At 56.1% G+C, this 18,232-nt stretch carries 18 protein-coding genes; 8 read left to right on the top strand and 10 right to left on the bottom strand.

Going from position 1 to position 18,232, the window contains the following annotated elements; translation table 11 throughout:
* The first annotated feature begins 30 nt into the window (after positions 1 to 30).
* Entirely contained in the window at positions 31 to 432 is a 402-nt protein-coding gene (locus tag K3556_RS14380; RefSeq protein WP_067552193.1) for a hypothetical protein, read from the top strand.
* A gap of 65 nt (positions 433 to 497) precedes the next feature.
* On the opposite strand, the gene K3556_RS14375 is transcribed toward K3556_RS14380, so the two are convergent.
* Both K3556_RS14375 and K3556_RS14370 read right to left on the bottom strand, forming a co-directional pair.
* Positions 498 to 698 carry a hypothetical protein gene (locus tag K3556_RS14375; protein WP_260517448.1) on the bottom strand — a complete coding sequence of 67 codons (201 nt, stop codon included), beginning with the start codon at positions 696 to 698 and terminating at the stop codon, positions 498 to 500.
* A 101-nt stretch (positions 699 to 799) separates the two neighbouring features.
* A complete protein-coding gene (locus tag K3556_RS14370; RefSeq protein ID WP_260517447.1) occupies positions 800 to 1,387 on the bottom strand; it encodes an HD domain-containing protein in 588 nt (195 codons plus the stop codon).
* 425 nt (positions 1,388 to 1,812) lie between these two features.
* Between K3556_RS14370 and K3556_RS14365 the strand changes: the two genes are divergently transcribed.
* From K3556_RS14365 to K3556_RS14355, 3 genes are read left to right on the top strand one after another with little or no spacing between them, the layout of a single operon-like run.
* The gene (locus K3556_RS14365; protein WP_260517446.1) at positions 1,813 to 1,965 is read left to right on the top strand and encodes a hypothetical protein; all 153 of its coding nucleotides are present in this window, start codon (positions 1,813 to 1,815) and stop codon (positions 1,963 to 1,965) included.
* Between the two features lie 12 nt (positions 1,966 to 1,977).
* On the top strand, positions 1,978 to 3,165 hold the full coding sequence (locus K3556_RS14360; protein ID WP_260517445.1) for an alginate export family protein: 1,188 nt from the start codon (positions 1,978 to 1,980) through the stop codon (positions 3,163 to 3,165).
* Between the two features lie 16 nt (positions 3,166 to 3,181).
* Positions 3,182 to 4,483 (top strand): serine hydrolase, encoded by a 1,302-nt coding sequence (locus K3556_RS14355; protein ID WP_260517444.1) that lies wholly within the window; start codon positions 3,182 to 3,184, stop codon positions 4,481 to 4,483.
* A gap of 148 nt (positions 4,484 to 4,631) precedes the next feature.
* On the opposite strand, the gene K3556_RS14350 is transcribed toward K3556_RS14355, so the two are convergent.
* The 6 genes from K3556_RS14350 to K3556_RS14325 form a co-directional block, all read right to left on the bottom strand.
* A complete protein-coding gene (locus K3556_RS14350) occupies positions 4,632 to 5,711 on the bottom strand; it encodes an alpha/beta hydrolase (protein ID WP_260517443.1) in 1,080 nt (359 codons plus the stop codon).
* Entirely contained in the window at positions 5,711 to 7,258 is a 1,548-nt protein-coding gene (locus tag K3556_RS14345; RefSeq protein WP_260517442.1) for a phospholipase D family protein, read from the bottom strand. The genes K3556_RS14350 and K3556_RS14345 overlap by 1 nt, the downstream gene beginning before the upstream one ends.
* 261 nt (positions 7,259 to 7,519) lie before the next feature.
* Positions 7,520 to 8,656 carry a saccharopine dehydrogenase family protein gene (locus K3556_RS14340; RefSeq protein ID WP_260517441.1) on the bottom strand — a complete coding sequence of 379 codons (1,137 nt, stop codon included), beginning with the start codon at positions 8,654 to 8,656 and terminating at the stop codon, positions 7,520 to 7,522.
* A 14-nt stretch (positions 8,657 to 8,670) separates the two neighbouring features.
* Positions 8,671 to 8,919, bottom strand: coding sequence for a SemiSWEET family sugar transporter (locus K3556_RS14335; RefSeq protein ID WP_260517440.1), 249 nt, complete (start codon positions 8,917 to 8,919; stop codon positions 8,671 to 8,673).
* Position 8,920: 1 nt separating this feature from the next.
* Positions 8,921 to 9,976, bottom strand: a complete 1,056-nt coding sequence (locus tag K3556_RS14330) for a saccharopine dehydrogenase (RefSeq protein ID WP_260517439.1) — start codon at positions 9,974 to 9,976, stop codon at positions 8,921 to 8,923.
* A 12-nt stretch (positions 9,977 to 9,988) separates the two neighbouring features.
* On the bottom strand, positions 9,989 to 10,639 hold the full coding sequence (locus K3556_RS14325; RefSeq protein ID WP_260517438.1) for a histidine phosphatase family protein: 651 nt from the start codon (positions 10,637 to 10,639) through the stop codon (positions 9,989 to 9,991).
* Between the two features lie 145 nt (positions 10,640 to 10,784).
* On the opposite strand from K3556_RS14325, the gene fdhF reads away from it, so the two are divergent.
* The 4 genes from fdhF to K3556_RS14305 all read left to right on the top strand — a co-directional run bounded on the left by fdhF (position 10,785) and on the right by K3556_RS14305 (position 15,594).
* A complete protein-coding gene (gene fdhF, locus K3556_RS14320) occupies positions 10,785 to 13,532 on the top strand; it encodes a formate dehydrogenase subunit alpha (protein ID WP_260517437.1) in 2,748 nt (915 codons plus the stop codon).
* A 70-nt stretch (positions 13,533 to 13,602) separates the two neighbouring features.
* Positions 13,603 to 14,607, top strand: coding sequence for a sterol desaturase family protein (locus K3556_RS14315; protein WP_260517436.1), 1,005 nt, complete (start codon positions 13,603 to 13,605; stop codon positions 14,605 to 14,607).
* Between the two features lie 135 nt (positions 14,608 to 14,742).
* A complete protein-coding gene (locus tag K3556_RS14310) occupies positions 14,743 to 15,075 on the top strand; it encodes an ArsR/SmtB family transcription factor (RefSeq protein ID WP_260517435.1) in 333 nt (110 codons plus the stop codon).
* A gap of 9 nt (positions 15,076 to 15,084) precedes the next feature.
* A complete protein-coding gene (locus K3556_RS14305; RefSeq protein WP_260517434.1) occupies positions 15,085 to 15,594 on the top strand; it encodes an arsenate reductase ArsC in 510 nt (169 codons plus the stop codon).
* Here K3556_RS14305 and K3556_RS14300 read toward each other — a convergent pair whose 3' ends face one another.
* Both K3556_RS14300 and K3556_RS14295 read right to left on the bottom strand, forming a co-directional pair.
* Positions 15,595 to 16,296: a response regulator transcription factor gene (locus K3556_RS14300; protein WP_260517433.1), complete on the bottom strand. Its 702-nt coding sequence runs from the start codon at positions 16,294 to 16,296 to the stop codon at positions 15,595 to 15,597.
* Positions 16,293 to 18,215, bottom strand: a complete 1,923-nt coding sequence (locus tag K3556_RS14295; protein ID WP_260517432.1) for a PAS-domain containing protein — start codon at positions 18,213 to 18,215, stop codon at positions 16,293 to 16,295. The genes K3556_RS14300 and K3556_RS14295 overlap by 4 nt, the downstream gene beginning before the upstream one ends.
* Positions 18,216 to 18,232 lie beyond the last annotated feature (17 nt).

The raw sequence follows: 18,232 nt of genomic DNA, 5'->3' as shown, positions 1-18,232 counted from the left end.
AATGCCCGTATTTGAACAAAGGATAGGAAAATGGCTTCAAAGCGAAATACCAGCCTTATGGTCGCTGCGATCGTGGCGCTTGCATTTGGTGCGCTCACAGTGCTTTCGGGCGGTCGTGCCTTGTTCGGTAGCGCCGAGGCACAGGCCGCAGTGGGCAATGCGGTACCCTTTGTGCTGTGGTTCAACTTTCTGGCCGGGTTTGCCTATATCCTCGCAGGCATCGGGCTGTTTTTACGGCACTCGCCTGCCGTCTGGATTTCGATCGGCATTTTCGCGAGCACCGCTCTGGTAGCGTTGGCGTTCGCGGTCCACATGATGCAAGGCGGCGCTTTCGAGATGCGCACCGTTGGCGCGATGATCCTGCGCACGGGGGTTTGGGCGGGCATATCGGTTATCGCCTGGCGGCATATCAGGCAGGCTCAGGTCACCTGAGGCGAGGGGCAATCAATCCTCTTGAGCGGTCCTCGACAATATGTGCCACGCTACCAATGGGCTGCTCAAATATCCGGGCGACGGAAGGTATAACCACTATGCGGCCCCGCCACATCTTCTTCGCAGGAAGCGAGCAGCAGAAAAACCCGCTTCTCGATTGTTGATGTCAAACGCAGCGGATAAACGGTTTGAATTTCGCGGTCTACAACCTGGTCAATGGCCAGATTGGCGAACTTAGCTGCACCGCAGAACAAGCCGTGCTGCATTTGCGAATGGTTTCTGCGTGAGCGAAAGCTGCGACTGCACAAGTCCGGTTTGTCCCGCAATGTCGACGTTAGGGACACATAGGTTGTCGAGCTAAACACGCTCACCCTTCCCGCACCTCATTCAGTTCCATATGCCCCTCTGAACGGCCAAACACACGGCGGAGTATCGGCTCGAAGAACTCCAAGGGCTTCGTCGGATAGTTTGGGTCAAACGAGTTCTGGTCGTACTCGTGGCAGAATTTCACGCAGGCGTCATAGTGCGGGCTGTCTTTGTATTTTTCGCGCGCAAAGCGGTCTCCGCCAAGGTGGTGGTTGTAGTAGTAGCCTTGGAAAACGCAGTGGTGTTGCAAGATCCAGTGGGTGCGTTCGGACACATAGGGTTTTACGATGGCGGCGGCCAATTCGCCGTGGTTGAAGGGCGAAAGTGTGTCGCCCAGATCGTGCAGAAGGGCGGCGATGACAAGGTCTTCCGGCTCGCCTGCTTCATGGGCGCGCGTGGCCGATTGCAATGAGTGTTGGTAGCGGTTGATCGGGTAGGGCGTGTCTTCCTCGTCCAGCTCTTTCAGGGCATCAAGAAGACGGTCGGCGACGGCGTTTGCATAAGCCTCGTCATATTCCATGACGGCAAGGAAATCTTCCTTGGTGGCGTTCTCGAAACTTGTCCAAGTCGGTTTTGATTTGTCCAGCATGGCGGCCTCCCTTTCTTGAACCTTAACAAGAGATTGCCGCGATGGTGGTAGAAATTTGTGTTTGTGTCAGGTGAATTGATTCACCACGACCCCAATCCGGGACGGTTCTTATGTCGTTCCCCTCGCGACCCGACCGCATTGGTGCGGTGAACGCGCCTTTCAAATAGGGACATAATCGCACTGCACGCAGTGGTTGAAATGAGCTTGGATCCTTGTTAGCGTTCCAAACATCACGAGCAGTTTTCTAAAATTACGACCAAAGAACATTCGATGGCCTTTGTTCAGCTTTGGGGGGACTACCGATGTTATCAACGAAGCCGTTCTTTTACTGCCACGCCGTTTGCAATCGTGCATTGCTTGCTGCGACGTGTGGGACTTTCATTTCGTTGGTCTCGACGGCTTCTCATGCGCAAGATCGCGACCCTATGCTTTTGTATGATGCGAATGGGATCACGGTGCGTGGGCATCTTCAGTTCGGGTTGAACGCGGTCAGCGAACAAAATCTGTTCTGGAATTTTTCCGACACCGTCGCGCCCGGATCAGGTTTTGATCCAGATGCTGATTGGCTTGAGGTCTAAGTTAAGCCCGGTTTGAGCTTTGAGAAAACGCTCGACAGCGGTTCGGTGCTCTACGGCAAGGCCTCGGCAGTCGCTTCTTACACTTTGAGCACGGACGCTTACGACTTCGAAAACACAGGCCGTGCCACGTTGGAAGAGGCCTACCTTGGATTTCGGACCACGATCTCGAACGGCCTCTCTTTTGACGTTTCGCTTGGCCCGCGCGAGCTGAAACTTGGCACTGGTATGTTGATCGCGAATGGTGGGTCCAGCGGCTTTGAGCGCGGCGCGCTGAAATTCGGGCCCCGCAAAGCGTGGGAAATGGCAGCGATCGGGCGTGTCTCGGGTGGTGGTTGGACTGGGACGGCATTCTATATCGATCCCAATGAACGCCCTGCCAGTGACGGCAAAAACGAGCTTGCGGGGTTGGATGTCCGCTATGATGCGCCAGAGAGCGGTTTTCTTGGCGCGACTTATGTCAAAGTCCTGAACTCGGAGTCGCCATATATCCGCGCGGCTGCGGGAGGGGCGGGTGCGCCAACAGTTTTGCCGGGTGCGCGTGATGGAACAAACGCACTCAGCCTGTATGCCAAGACCAGCCCGCTTTCCGGCGCGCTTGAAAACTGGGTCTTTGCAGGCGATTTCGCCTATGAATGGAACGAAGCCATCGACCTTGAGGCGTGGGCCGGGCGGGTGCAAGTCGGCTACACATTCGCAGGACTGTCGTGGTCGCCAACGCTGACTTATTCCTACCAGACCTTTTCCGGGGATGATCCGAACACGACGACGCTCGAACGGTTCGACCCCCTTTTCTATGAAGGCTCACCTAGCGCGTGGGCGACAGGATCGAAATCATCGATGGTCTTCATCAATTCGAACGTGCAGTCGCACGGACTTGCCTTGAGAATGCAGCCCACAAAGAAAGATACTCTGACCCTGCGCTATGCACATATTCGAGCGAACGAGCTTCTGAGTCCCATCCAGTTTGGGCAAGCCACACGGGTTGACACGACGGGTGGGACAGCGAACGTGATTTCAGGCGTCACCAATGCACATTTGTCGGATGATCTTTTTCTGGAATACAATCGTATCATCAACCGAAACACGTTCCTGACAGCTGGTGTCAGCATCTCATTCCCTGGAAAGGGGATCCGAGACACCGTTGTAGGGGATGTTCCAAATTGGACCGGAGGATTCATTAATGTCGTTGTTAACTTCTAGCCTTTTTGCAGGCGCCATGGGCCTTGCCATCACACTCAGCTCTACCTCCGGCGCTCTTGCCCAATCTGCGCCGCTTTCAGCCCAGGAATCCGACCCCCGCGTTATGGGCTGGATGCAGGGCTTCCCACCTGCTGAGGACAAGATCATCACGCAGCCGGATTCTGTGTATTTCAGCTTTCCCAGACTGCGCTGGTCCGTCTGTCATTTGCGGGAGTTTTTACCCACAGAGGAGATCAGCCGAGGGCTAGATGCGCCGGTGCCGCTGGATTATCTGCCGCCGTCAGAATTTGCCGACATGCGTCAGGAAATCGATGCATTGACCTTCAAGCCAATAAACAGCGACGAAGCGATGTCTTGGGAAGCGTCTCTTTACGCGAACTACACTGACGGGATGTTGATCATTCATGAAGGTCGCGTGGTCTATGAACGTTATTTTGGATGCCTTGAGGAAGCCGGCAAGCACGCCATTATGTCGATGACAAAATCGGTTACCGGTCTTTTGGCCCAAATACTGGTCGAGGAAGGTGTCCTTGATGATACGCTTCTGGTTCGCGATATCATACCTGATATCGGCGACAGTGCCTTTGCAACGGCCACAGTCCGCGAAGTCATGGATATGACTACGGGTGTTCAGTATTCGGAAGACTACTCGGATCCGAACGCCGATATCTGGGTCTATTCCGCCGCCGCCAGTCCGCTGCCCAAAGCAGAAGGGTATGAGGGCCCGAACGGATACTGGGAGTATCTCCAACAAGTGAAGCCCGACGGCGAGCATGGCGCTCAGTTTCACTACAAGACAATCAATTCGGATATGCTGGGATGGATGATCAGCCGTGTGACCGGTAAGTCCGTGACCGAGCTCGCCTCAGAGCGGCTCTGGCGACCTATGGGTGCCGAGCAGGACGCATACCAGACTGTTGACGGAAAGGGCGTGCCTTTCGCGGGCGGCGGGATAACTGCCGGGCTCCGTGATCTAGGGCGGCTTGGGTTGCTCGTGTTGAATGCCGGTGTCGTAAACGGCGATCGGCTGTTCCCAGCCTCTGTGGTCGAAAAGATCAGTGCAGGCGGAGATCCGTCTAAGTTCGCTGGCTTCCCCACAATGCCAGGTGGTAGCTACACAAGCCAGTGGTGGTCATTCCATAACGACAACGGCGCGTTTGCTGCCCGCGGCGTGCACGGTCAAACAATCTATGTTGATCCGACAGCGAAGATGGTGCTGGTGCGCTTGTCGTCTTTCCCGCAAGCGCAGAACGGGTTTATCGATCCGACGTCGCTGCCAGCATATCAGGCCGTGGCGGATCACCTGATGGCGCGATAAGCTATGTCACATTCGACCGCCTCCAGAAGGGGGTCGAATGTATCACGGTGGCCAGCACTTGGGCCGCAGCCCATCGCATGGGGTGCTGTGAGTTGTCCGCAGGTCGCACTTGGCTTGGTCCAAACAGTATTCGCTGATTCGATCGGCGTTACTCATCCGCAACGCCGTCGTCTTGGTGAAGTATCCACAGGTTTTTGCCGGTCCGAACCAGATTGCGTCGCTTATTCGCAGGCTTTCCTTCGTTCAGAAGCTGGCTCAGGTCTGCGCCAACTTCTTCACTGTATATATGGTAAAGGTGACCGGTCGGACTTTCGGCCGGAAGGTCGCTGAGATCGATTATTTCCACGGCAGAAAGGTTGGACACATCGTTCCCTGTCTCACCCAGCCGTGGATAGCCATGTAGTTGAGCGGAAAGCGCAAGCGGTCGGTCCCCTGATGTGATGTATATCGTTATGTTGCCTACAATCGGTCGGATACGGGGCAGTATCCGTTCGAATATTTGGAAATCCATATCGGGCGCGAGCAAGACCACCTCATCAATCCGGATGTCAGGATTTCTGCTCGCAACTTCATAAAGAGCCAGAACGACTCCGCGTGCACCAAGGCTGTGCCCGGCAATACTTGTACGGTTGCCGCCAAATCTTCCTTCCATCTCCTCGATCGCATCTGCCAAATCCGGGATGCTCCAATAAAGGTCAGCTTCGTCATGCGTGTAATTGGTTAGTGCACCATCTGACGGCCAGCTGAACCAAAGCAAGCGCCCCGTAAGGCCAGCATTCTTTTGCAAAGTGGAAGCGCGCCGACAGCCTTTCTCGAAACTGATATTATAGCCATGAACGTAAAGCAGAGGCATGCCGCCCCCCGCCGAAATTTCCAATGCATCAAACACCGCATCGCGTCTTGCTTTTTGAACCCAATCAACCTTGAGGAGTTCTTCCCGGATATAGGCAGGTGAAGCTTCAGCGAGCGGTGATAGCAGATCGAGGTCCAATTCCCGGACTTTGCACCATCCAGCCTTCGGGTTGCTGCGCTCATCGCCAAAGGATTCTTCGGGAACATCAGAGCCGGTGTCATTTCTAAGTGTCAAAAAGGGAACGACCTCTTCCATATCTGTAGGTTGCGCAATCGAGGCAGACGGAGTCGCAGAGAAGGAACAGAAAATGACAGCCGCCAACTGAATAACCCAATACTTCAGGTCTTTCGCGCATCGTTTTTCTGAACGCGCCATCACAACATCCATTCGATCGGTAGCAAGCCAATAATTGTAATTGCGATCTGTTCGAGCCAAGTTGCCCCGGGTTCTTCTTGATAAATGACCGTTGAGCCGTCATTCAGCGGTTCCCGCCAGATCATCTTATCCTCGGGGGTTAAGCCCGGCTGATAACTTGCCAGCAACAACTGCCCATCAACGCCATCGCTTACATGGCGGGCCAGTCGCGGGCTTTCGATCAGGTATCCCATCTCGCAATTTAAAAGTGCTGAGCGCGGATCGAAGTTGAAGGACCCGATGAATACGCGTGCTCCGTCAACTGCAAATGTTTTTGCATGCAGGCTGGCACCTGACAGTCCGAAAGGTTGCTTCAGCACATCCGGGCTCTCAGCCCCACCGCGCAGTTTGAGCTCGTAAAGGCCCACACCGGCCTCTAGCAATTCACGGCGATATTTCGTGTATCCAGCGTGCACCAAAAGAACGTCTGTGGTATTCATGGCGTTGGTTACAATTCGGACATCCTTGCCCGACAACGCAATACTGGAAATCCAGTCTGTGCCACGTTCCCCGGGTACGAAGTATGCAGAAACAAGATCCAAGCGTGCCTCGATAGCGCCCAAGATGTTGCCAAGCCTTGTGATCATCAATTGCTCGCGTGTTGCGATGCCTTGGCCTTTGATCGGATCATCGGCAATCAATTGAACATCGGTCCATTCGTACAGCTTTTTTCGGGTTGAGTATCCGGCGGCACGATCGAGAACGGCCGCCAAAATCTCTACTGCGTCAGAACTGGCAGAGACCTCAGCGACCCGGGCATTAAACGCGTCAACGTCACCTGCTTTGCGAACGATTGACTCGACAGCGAACACGGATTGACTGTTCCAATACTGATCAAACATGTCCACTGTTTCGGCCACGACAGCACCCGCGACCGACACATCTAGGTCAACATAGAAACTGTCCTCGCCTACCCTGAAGTATTCGTCGCCGATGTTGCGTCCGCCAACAATCGCAACAGCGCCGTCGACAATGAAGGACTTGTTATGCATACGTCGGTTCATTCTCAGGAAATCAAAGGTATAGCCGGCATATTTTGGCGTGCGTACGGTTGATGGATTGAACAGTCGAATCTCGATATTTTCGTGTGTGTTCAAGGTGGCCATGATGTCGTCGAGGCCGGGCACACCATTGTCATCCAGCAGCAACCGCACCTTCACCCCTCTTTGGGCAGCTTTGAGCAGGGCGTCGAGCAACAAGATACCTGAGATGTCATCGTGCCAGATGTAATATTGCGCGTCGATTGATTGCTCGGATGCGCCGATGAGCAACAACCGTTCATAGAGGGCTTCCGGACCGCCCCTCAACGGAAGCACCCCGGTCAGTCCGGGATAGGCGGCGCTTTCCTCGCTGACGATGGACCCGATGGTTGTTGCAGAACTGGTTGGGATCGCAAACTGTGCAGCCCGATCAGAGATGTCCGGCAAGGGAAACAACATCCGTGCGATGCCGACGTACAATGTTGCCGCAAGCACCACCAATACCAGAAGTTTGAATATGCGTTTCATGCTCCCATCTTAGAATTTGCATCTCGCAAACTCAAAAGCAGAATGCTGGGCAGGGCTGTCAGGTAACGAAAAGTGGTTGCGGCAGGTGTATCCACCGATGTCGAAACAATCCTGCGCTACCTCACTCTGTGACCCTTTTTTGCCCATTCAGTCTGATAACAACGTCTCAGCTATCAGCTTGAAGAGCTTAAGGTCCTGATCGGTTATTCAGATGGGAACAGAGCTTAAGCAGGCAACAATGCGCGGGTTTACGCAGCCTTATCAGTGATCCACCACCTCGACATGCTGAGCCAGTTCCTTCACATGCCCCATCCAAGCCTCAATCATTTCAGGATCGGCGGTGGCTGCAGACACACCGGCTGGTGCGCTGCCTTCAAGGATCATGTCGATTGCCAACGAAACCGGGGTCGAGACAAGCCGCGCCATGGCAGTGCCGCGCGCGTCGCCCCAGGCATCCATCACATAAGTCTTGTGATAGACCTCGGCCCCGTCCTTTTCCGCCTTCAGCGCCACGCACATGATCACGCGGTCTGGCTCGCCTTGGTCGTATGAGTTTTCGTCCCAAAACTGGTCGGACATCTCTTTCAAACGTGCATCGCCTTCTTCGCCTTGCAGCGTTTCAACCTCGGAAAAAACATCTTTCCACGCCTCGGCCCATCCGTTCAGGCGTAGGGTGCCGCGCACGAACAGGTCGATATTCCAAGCGGGGTCAAAGTTGTATTCTTCTATGAATGGGATCGAGTCGCGGTTCGGGTAGACCTCGAAGCTTTCAGCATCAGGCAATGGAGCGTCGTAGCTGCTGATCGCGTCCCAGGGGCGGTCCACGTCAAAGGCTTTGCCATCCTTGATCGACCGCGAGGGCGAGCGGAGCGCTTTTAGAACTCCCAAAGGCGACCAGCTGAATTTGTACCGAAACGGGTTCGGCGCTTTTGGTACGCCACCGCAATAGGATATGAAGCTGAGCTTGTTGCCCACGTCATAAGCGTCCGACGCGCGATAGTCAGCCACCAGCCAGTGGGCCATCAGGTGGTCGATGCCCGGGTCCAGCCCGATCTCGTTCACGCAGGCCAGCCCCGCATCGCGGAAGTCTTCATCAAGCGCGCGCATTTCTGGTGTGATATAGCTTGAGGAAACAAAATGCGCGCCTTTCTGAAGGCAGCGTTGTGCAAGGGGCACGTGCAGATCGCCGGGCAACATCGAAACCGCGATGTCGCCAGGGGCGAGCGCTGTCGTGACGGCATCCAGATTGAAAGTGCGGATGTCGTTGGTCAGATCCCCGACGGCGTCACGCGCTTTGTCGACTGTTCTGTTCCAGACCACAACATTGCGGTCATTTTCGATCAGCCGCCGCAGGCCAGGGATAGCTGAGAGGCCGGTGCCACACCAATGGATTGTCATATCACGTGTTCCTTTCAGCCAAATTTCAGTTTTGCCGTGATGATCGAGCCAACCATCACCAAAGCAATTGCGTTTGCGATGACCATTGGCCATGCATCAAGCATAAGGCCATAAACCAACCACAACGCAATCGAGGCAAAGACCATTAGGTTCGTCGGCAGGGACAGGTCAGCGGTATGGCGCGTTCGCCAAGCCCGGACTGTCTGTGGCAGCCAGCAAATGGTGCTGATCACGCCCGCCGCGCTGCCGATCAGGGTTTCCATCTCAGATATCCTTCATGTGGGTTCTGAACGTCGCCTCGGCCCGTGCCCAGACGCCGGTCTCCGGATCAGTTAGAGTCAGAAGCGAGGGAAGCAGTTGCCCAGCATAGTCGATAGAACTTTCCAAGGGTAGCATAGACGGCAGATTGTCGATTGCCATCACATCGAGCACCGGGATATGCGCCACGCGCAGTGCCGGGGCGGCCCAACTGGTGGCTTTGTCGTAAACTGGCACCGGATTGTAGTCGCTGTCCGGGTCGCAGGCCACGTCGCCGATAGCGGTCAGCTTGCGATCTGCAGCTAACGCCTCGCGTGGCACAAATACAGGCGTTTGCGGCCCGGCAAGAATGCAGTTGATGAACAGATTGTGGTCAAGAATTTCGGGGAATGGCCCGCCGCTGGCGGTTTCGGCCATGTCCCATTTGGTAACCGCGACGCCTAATGCCTCCATCAGGTTTGAGGCACCTGTGCCAACCCGGCCAAGCGCACCAATGACGATGGCGTTTGGCCGTGGCGCGCCAGTGGCATCCAGTTCGGCTCGCAGTTCGTCCAGAAGGGCGTCTTTGTTCTTATAAGCGCCGACAGGTCCACAAAGTTCACCATGCTGCTGTGCTGCCCAGGCCTTCAACGTCACCGCGGCGCCCGCGAACCCGGCCCAATAGCCAAAAGCTGCCATGCGTCGTCCGTCCTCGCCCACCAGATATTCCAAATCATAGAGCGTGCCGCCCCCGGCCTTGAACCGTTCCAGTAATGCGCGGCCAGAATGCTGTCCTTTGAAAGCATGGCCAAACATGATGTGGCGATGGGGCAGGGGCGTGCCATCTTCAGGCAGCTCTTTCAGGCCGAAAATGATGGCGTCCTTCGGTGCATTGGGCCAGTTGTTTTCTGGCGCAATCTCACAGCCAGCGGCGCGATATCCATCGATGCCAATTGCGCGGACGCGACTGTCCTCGACCGTGACCCGAAGACCCGCCGCAATCAGCGTCTTGGCACCGTCGGGTGTCAGGCCCACGCGGTCTTCGTTGGGGCGTTGTTCGGCCCGAACCCAAAGATGTGTCATGGTCAAAGTTCCTTAGAAATGGGTTTGCGCGTGGTGGCGGTCGATGGGTTCCAGATGTGGCACCGCGTTGAACTGTATCAGACTAAGCCCTGCCTGCGTTAGTCGCATCCGGTGCACTGAACTGTTCATAATCGGCAAGATCGCACGGGTGAAAGGCGCGATGTCCAGACCCATAACGACACGGGTGGCCATGCCGATGAATCCGCCCGAGGTAAAGATGATTGCGTCCTCACCCTGTTCCGCGATGTCGTAAATCACGTCGCTTACGCGGCTTTGAAAATCATGGAACGTTTCGGGGACGTCGTCAATTTTACCTTCCTGCCAGGCCGAGAAGGTCAACGGCAGATGGTCTACAAAATCTTCGTGGGTGCGCGGATGCGGGATGCCAAACTGAGTGTGCATCCGCTCGGACAGATCGAAATAGCGGACCTCGTCCAGCCGGGCATCAGCTGTGAACTTCGCAGCCCCCCATTCCTCGGCGGTTTGCTGGTGACGCGTCAATGTTCCGGTATAAACCTTGCTATAGCGTTGCCCGGTTTCCCGCATATATTCACCCAGCCAGCGTGACTGCTGCCGACCCAGATCGGACAGGCGATCATAGCCTGCTTCGTCCGTCGCCGTGTTGTTGGCCTGGCCGTGGCGGATCAGCGTGATTGTGGTCATGAGGATTCCTTTCCGCCTATTGCTAGTGCGTTGGACCCAGTTCGAAAAGGGGTGCTGGCGCAAAAACGGTGCGGGGTGTCGGGATTGAAAGACTGACGGACCGTATCACGTGGTTTATACTGTCTTTGATTAGGCGGAGGTTTCAATGAGCGACGGCATCAAGTTTACCCTGGACGGGCAAGAAGTTGTGGCCCGCAAAGGCGAAAGCATCTGGGATGTGGCGAAGCGCACAGGCACGCTGATTCCGCATTTGTGTCACAAGGACGTTCCGGACCTGCGCGCTGATGGTAACTGCCGTGCGTGCGTGGTTGAGATCGAAGGCGAACGGGTGCTTGCGGCATCTTGCGTGCGGCAACCGACCCAAGGCATGGTGGTCACGACCGACAACGCACGTGCGAAAACGGCGCGCAAGATGGTGGTCGAGCTGTTGATGGCAGACCAACCCGCCAAGGCACATGATGCGTCATCTCACCTTCTGGATATGGCCAGCCTGACCGGTGTCGAAACCAGCCGGTTTCCGAAGCTCGAAGCAGGGCGCATTCCGCTGCTGGATGACAGCCATGTGGCGATGAGCGTCAATCTGGACGCCTGCATACAGTGTAACCTTTGCGTTCGGGCTTGCCGTGAAGTGCAGGTCAATGACGTGATCGGCATGGCAGGGCGCGGGCATGATGCCTATCCGGTGTTTGATATTTCGGACCCGATGGGCGCGTCGACCTGCGTGGCCTGCGGCGAATGTGTGCAGGCCTGCCCAACGGGCGCATTGATGCCCGCCAAGGTGGCAGACACCGCCGATTTCGACAAAGAGATCGAAAGCGTCTGTCCGTTCTGCGGCGTGGGCTGTCAGGTCAGCCTGCGCGTCAAAGACCACAAAGTTGTTTATGTCGAAGGTATCAACGGCCCGGCAAACGAAGGCCGCTTGTGTGTGAAAGGCCGCTTCGGGTTTGACTATATCAACCACGATCACCGCCTGACCAAACCACTGATCCGTAAGGAGGGCGCGCCCAAGGGGCTGAACGTCGATCCTGCCGATCCGCTGACCCACTTCCGTGAGGCAACGTGGGACGAAGCGCTGGATGCGGCCGCGAACGGCCTGCGACGTTTGCGAGATGAGCATGGCGGCGAGGCTGTTGCGGGTTTCGGTTCGGCCAAGTGCACCAATGAAGAAGCCTATCTGTTCCAGAAGTTTATTCGTCAGGGCTTTGCTCACAACAACGTCGATCACTGCACGCGGCTGTGCCACGCATCGTCCGTCTCAGCGCTTTTGGAAAATGTCGGATCGGGCGCGGTGACTGCCACGTTCAACCAAATCGAGAATGCAGATGTTGCCATCGTCATCGGCTCGAACCCGATCGAGAACCACCCGGTTGCGGCGACCTATTTCAAACAGTTCACCAAGCGCGGCGGCAAGCTGATCGTAATGGATCCGCGCGGCACATCGCTCAGCCGGTTCGCCACCCATATGCTACAGTTCAAGCCCGGTGGCGATGTCTCGATGCTGAACGCGATCATGCATGTAATTGCGGAAGAAGGCCTGACCGACGACGCCTATATCGCCAAGCATACCGAAAATTGGGAAGCAATGCGCGAACATCTGAAGGCTTTCAAACCAGAAGAGATGGCTGAAATCTGTGGCATTCCCGCGGAAGAGCTGCGCGCTGCGGCGCGTACCTTCGCATCTGGCAAATCAGGAATGATTTTCTGGGGCATGGGGGTCAGCCAACACGTGCACGGCACCGACAATTCGCGCTGTCTGATTTCGCTGGCTTTGATGACTGGCAATGTGGGTCGCCCGGGTACGGGTCTGCACCCGCTGCGCGGCCAGAACAACGTTCAGGGCGCGTCTGACGCGGGTCTGATCCCGATGTTCCTGCCGGATTATAAATCAGTGAAAGACCCAGCCGTCCGCGCTGAGTTCAATGCCGTCTGGGGCACAGACAACTTGTCCGAAAAGCCCGGATTGACGGTGGTCGAGATTATGGACGCCGTGCATGATCGCCGCATCAAGGGCATGTATATACTTGGTGAAAACCCGGCCATGTCTGACCCGGATGTAACCCATGTGCGCGAAGCGCTGGAACGGATGGAATTCTTGGTCAGCCAGGACATCTTCCTGACCGAAACCGCCAGCTATGCCGACGTGGTCCTGCCCGCCGCGGCCTTTGCCGAAAAGACTGGCACGGTGTCCAACACCAACCGGCAAGTACAGATGGGTCGACCTGCCGTCGCTCCTCCGGGTGAGGCGCAGGAAGACTGGTGGATTACCGTCGAGCTGTCGAAACGATTGGGGCTGAACTGGGCATACAAGCATCCCAGCGAAGTGTTTGGCGAAATGGGTCGCCTGATGCCGTCGCTCAATAACATCACATGGGATCGGTTGGAGGCGCAGAATGCTGTGACCTATCCGTCTTTGTCACCCGAGGATCCTGGGCAGGCTGTTGTGTTCGGGGATGGTTTTCCGCGCGCAAGCAAGCGTGCCCGGTTCACCCCGGCCGCAATTTTGCCACCCGCTGAACTGCCAGATGAGGACTATCCGATGGTGTTGACCACCGGACGTCAGTTGGAGCATTGGCACACCGGATCCATGACCCGTCGCGCCACTGTTCTGGATGCAATTGAGCCGGAAGCAAATTGCTCTCTCAACCCGAAAACCTTGCGCGAAATGGGCGTCGAGGCGGGCGAAATGGTGCGTCTGACCACCCGTCGCGGCACGATCGAGGTGATGGCGCGCGCCGATTACGGTGTCGCCGAAAACATGGTGTTCCTGCCATTTGCCTATGTCGAAGCCGCAGCCAATACGCTGACCAATCCGGCATTGGACCCCTACGGCAAGATTGCCGAGATGAAGTTCGCGGCGGTTAAGGTTGAGAAGGTGGAGCGCGAGCTGGCCTAGGCAAGGGTAGCCGACCAGATCAAAGACAGCTGGGACCTGCTTGAAGTGTAGTCGCAAGGGAACAAAGCGAATGCAAGACCAGGTTGATGACGAGCCGATGAGCAGGGAGTGGAACTACCACCCTGACTTGCCACTTTCTGACCCATCAGTTTTTAAGTTGCCCATTGACCCAATGTTTCTATCCCGTTGGTTTCTTCGCAATTGGCTGATGCTCAGTGAGCGCGTGATGATGGTCGGCTTAGCGGTATTGCTTTGGGTATTTGCCTATCCTTCGCTTGATCAGGCGACGCATTTCGCGGTCGGTTGGATTGCCCAGGTTTGGCTGGTCAATATGGCCGTTATGATCGCGGTTGCGGGTGGCTTGCACTGGTATTTCTATCTGCGACGTGGGCAGGGGCGAAAACTGAAGTTTGATCGTCGAGACATGGCAAAAGGCAACAGGCTTTGGAGCTTCGCAGATCAGGTGCATGACAATATGTTCTGGTCGCTAACTAGCGGAGTTGCGCAGCTGACAGCGTTTCAAGTGTTCACTATGTGGTTGATGGCCAATGGGTATATTCCAACCATCTCGGTTGCCGAACATCCGATTTGGTTTTTTCTGGGGCTGCTTTTGCTGCCGATCTGGTCCGCGTTCCACTTCTATTGGGTCCATCGCCTGCTTCACGTGCCTTTTTTATACAAGCACGTGCATTCGCTACATCACCGGAATGTCAATGTCGGACCGTGGTCGGGCTTCTCGATGCACCCGGTAGAACACTTTCTTTATCTGACATCGCTTATGATCCATTGGATCGTGCCGACGCATCCAATACATTTGTATTTTCATGTGATCTATCTTGGGCCGGGCGCTGCGATGACCCATACAGGCTACGAAGACTTGTTGATCAGGGATAAAAGGCGACTGGCGCTTGGAACGTTCTATCACCAGCTTCATCACCGCTACTACGAATGCAATTATGGCAATCAGGAAATGCCATGGGACCGTTGGTTTGGAACTTTCCACGATGGCAGTGACGAAGCGACGTTGGAAACCCGACAGCGCAAGAAATCAATGTATCAGAAAAAAGCTGGGTAAAAGGCGCGCGATCGCAACCCGACTTAACATCGCCCTGAAAGAATAGCCGATGCTGTAGAACGGTCAGTTTAGGCGCAGGCCAACTTTCACGCGGCAAACTATTGACGGCGATGATATATCGACTATTCATGATTTATGGATACGAATCATGCAATCGATGCCTTTGCCGCACTTAGCCAGCCAACCCGCCTGGATGTGTTCCGGTTGCTTATCAAAGCCGGAGAGGCAGGCATACCAGCCGGGGAAATTGGCGACACTTTAGGTGTTCGCCAAAATACCATGTCTGCGAACCTTTTGATCCTAGCCCGATCTGGGCTGATCAGGCGCGAACGAGAAGGTCGCAACATTCGTTATTACGCAGACATGAATGGCATGCGCGGTCTTCTCGGATTTTTGATGGAAGACTGCTGTGGCGGTAATCCTGATCTTTGCCAGCCGGTCATCGATGAAATTGCTTGCGCTTGTTAGGAGCTTGAAATGTCAGAAACCCCCTATAACGTTCTCTTCCTCTGCACGGGCAACTCGGCCCGCTCAATCATCGCAGAGGCGATCCTGAATCAGGATGGCAAGGGCCGGTTCAAGGCCTATTCGGCAGGATCAAAACCACAGGGCGCGCCGCACCCAAATACGCTTGACCTGCTCAAAGGTCTGGGGCATTCGACAGATTTCGCACGGTCCAAAAGCTGGGAAGAGTTTTCTGGCCCCGACGCACCGCAAATGGACTTCGTTTTCACGGTTTGCGACTCGGCTGCTGCCGAAGAATGCCCATTTTGGCCAGGACAGCCGATGACCGCCCATTGGGGCGTACCCGATCCGGCCAAGGTTGAAGGTTCTGAAGCCGTTCGCAGAGTTGCCTTTTCCGAGACCTACAGGATGTTGAGAAACCGTATTTCGGTCTTCGTTGACCTGCCGATCAGCTCGCTTGATCGGATGGCATTGAAGCGACGACTTGATGACATCGGCGATACAGCGGCCAATGCCGACTGATCATCCCCACTTCACATCGCCCAGAAAGATATACCCAGCGCCATAGATCGTTTTGATCAGGCGCGGGTTTTTGGGGTCTTCTTTAAGTTTCGTGCGCAGACGTGAGATGCGGACATCCATCGCGCGGTCGAAACTTTCGCCGGCAACGCCGCCGAGGGTTTCCTGCATCTGGGCGCGGGAAATCAGGCGTTTGGGGGCGTCCAGAAACAGGCGCAAAACCTCGCCTTCAGCATGCGAGAACGCTGTTTCCTCGCCGCTGCCATCTTCCAGCATGTAACGATCAAAATGCGCGGTCCATCCGTTGAAGCGTGCGGTTTGCGAGGTTCTGAGGCCGGTTTTTGGACTACGCAGGCGGGCGCGGACGCGGGCCACGACTTCGGCGGGTTCAAACGGCTTAATGATGTAGTCATCGGCCCCAAGTTCCAGCCCGGTGACCCGGTCCTGCACTTGTGTGCGGCCAGAAATGATAATGATCGACGCCCCGCTTTCCAGTGCCAGCCGGTGCACCAGTGTCAGGCCGTCACGGTCGGGCAATCCAAGGTCAACAAGGCAAACGTCCGGGGACATCGTGTTCAATGCGGCTTCAAACTCGGTGGCGCGGGCAAAACTGGCAGTGCGAAACCCTGCATCCTCCAGTGCGTCTGACAACATACGGCGAATCTCGGGTTCGTCGTCGAGAATGGCGACCATTCGTTGGGTCATACGCGGACCTCCTCGGACAAGAATGTTGCAAGTTCGCCCTTGGTGAAGGGTTTGGGCAAAACCGGGAAACCAGCCTCGGCGCGGCGCGGATCATCGGCGGGTAGGGAAGTCATGACCAACATAGGGACATCAATGCCCGCCGCGCGCAACCCTTTCAGGAATTCCGGGCCCGTCTGTGCGCCCTCAAGCATCACGTCGCTGAGGATCAGGCCAAGCCCGTCCAGATCAACCAGTCCTAACGCTTCTTCGGCGGATGTTGCCTCGATCACCTGATGGCCCATATTGGTCAGCATCTCACGGACAGAGGTGCGGATGTCCTGATTATCCTCGATCAAAAGAACAAGGCGCGGGGATATCGGCTGAAGCGGCTTGCGCAGCGGCAGGCGGACCGAGACGACCGCGCCGCCGGTTTCTGTTGAGTTGAACAGTTTCAGCTGTCCACCCGCCACCTTGGTCTGGTCATAGACCATCGACAACCCCAGCCCAGACCCTTCGCCACCCTTGGTCGTGAAAAACGGATCCAGCGCGTGTTCCAGTGCCTTCTGAGAAAAACCGGGTCCAGTATCGGTGACACGGAACTCGACCCATGTTTCACGGATGGGGCGGGCCGACAGGTGGATGGTGCCAGACTGCGACCCGATTGCATGGGTGGCGTTCAGAATGAGGTTCAGAATGCCGTCCTGTACCGCGCCCGCGTCCAGAACGATCGGGTCATCCAAATCGGAGACGTCGATTTTCAGGTCGATGCCGTTCGGCAATGTCGACCGGGCGAGGGTTTCAAGACCTTTCAACATGTCTGGCACAAGGGTCGGTTCGAAATGCAACTCGCGCCGACCCGAGATTGATGCGATCCGATCCAACAACGTTCCCCCACGCCGTACGGCAGCAGTCGTGGCGGTGACCATCTTCTGGGCCTCATCGCCAAGCTGCATCTGCGCCAAGCGGCTTTGAAGGCCAAGAATAATGGTCAGCAGGTTCGAGAAATCATGCGCCACGCCCGACGTAAGTTGCGCGGCAAGCTCGCGTTTGCGGGTCTGGGCCAAGGCTGCGCGGGCTTGCGCTTCTTCGGTGACGTCCATCGACAGGATATAGACGCCAGAGATTTCATCGTCCTCCTGATCGGGCGTCAGGGCGACCCGAATGCGGCGGCCCGATCCTTCGTGTGAGAATTCGAACACGCTCGGCTCGCCATTAAAGGCACGGGCGAAATAGGGCGAGATATGTGCGTAGGCCTCGTCGCCAAGCGCCTCGATTGCATGCAAGCCGATCAGGTCGCTGGGGCGGCCCGTGATAACAGAGCCAAGCCGGCGGTTCGAGAATGTATAGTGCCGATCACGATCAATGCGCGCGATGTGGGCCGGCATCATTTCTGCGGTCAGGCGGGTGCGGCTTTCCATCTCGGTCAGCTCGCGCTTTGTTTCTTCCAAAGCGGCATTCGTCGAGGCCAAAGCCCGGTTTGTCTGGGTCAGCTCTTCTGTATAGTTCAGCACCTGATCTGACAGCTCCTCAGATCGTGCTCGCAGCAGCGCCTCTTGGCGCTTGATCGGCGTAATGTCGGTATACACCGTCACCCAACCGCCTTGCGACAGCGGATGACCCTCAACCGAGATCACCCGACCGTTCGCGCGCGAGCGCTCCATGTAATGCGGCTCGAACGCCAACGCTTGGTCGACACGGGACTTTACGAAGGATTCTATGTCTCCTACCGCACCATAATCGCCCCGTTCGGCCAGAAAACGGATGGTGTCCGAGAATTCCGCACCCGGGGTGGCAAGGTGATCTGGTAGATCGAACATGTCCTGAAATTGCCGGTTGCCAACGACCAGCCGCAGCCGGCGATCATAGATCGAAAGAGCCTGCTGGATAAGGTTTAGACCGGCTTGAGTTAGTGCAGCGGTTTCAGTCGAATTCTGTGCCAACAGTGTGCCCCCAATGC

This window comes from Aliiroseovarius sp. M344 (assembly GCF_025140835.1).
Lineage (GTDB): Bacteria > Pseudomonadota > Alphaproteobacteria > Rhodobacterales > Rhodobacteraceae > Aliiroseovarius.
The sequence above is the reverse complement of the archived record's forward strand: the minus strand, read 5'-3'. Positions and strand labels throughout refer to the sequence as shown.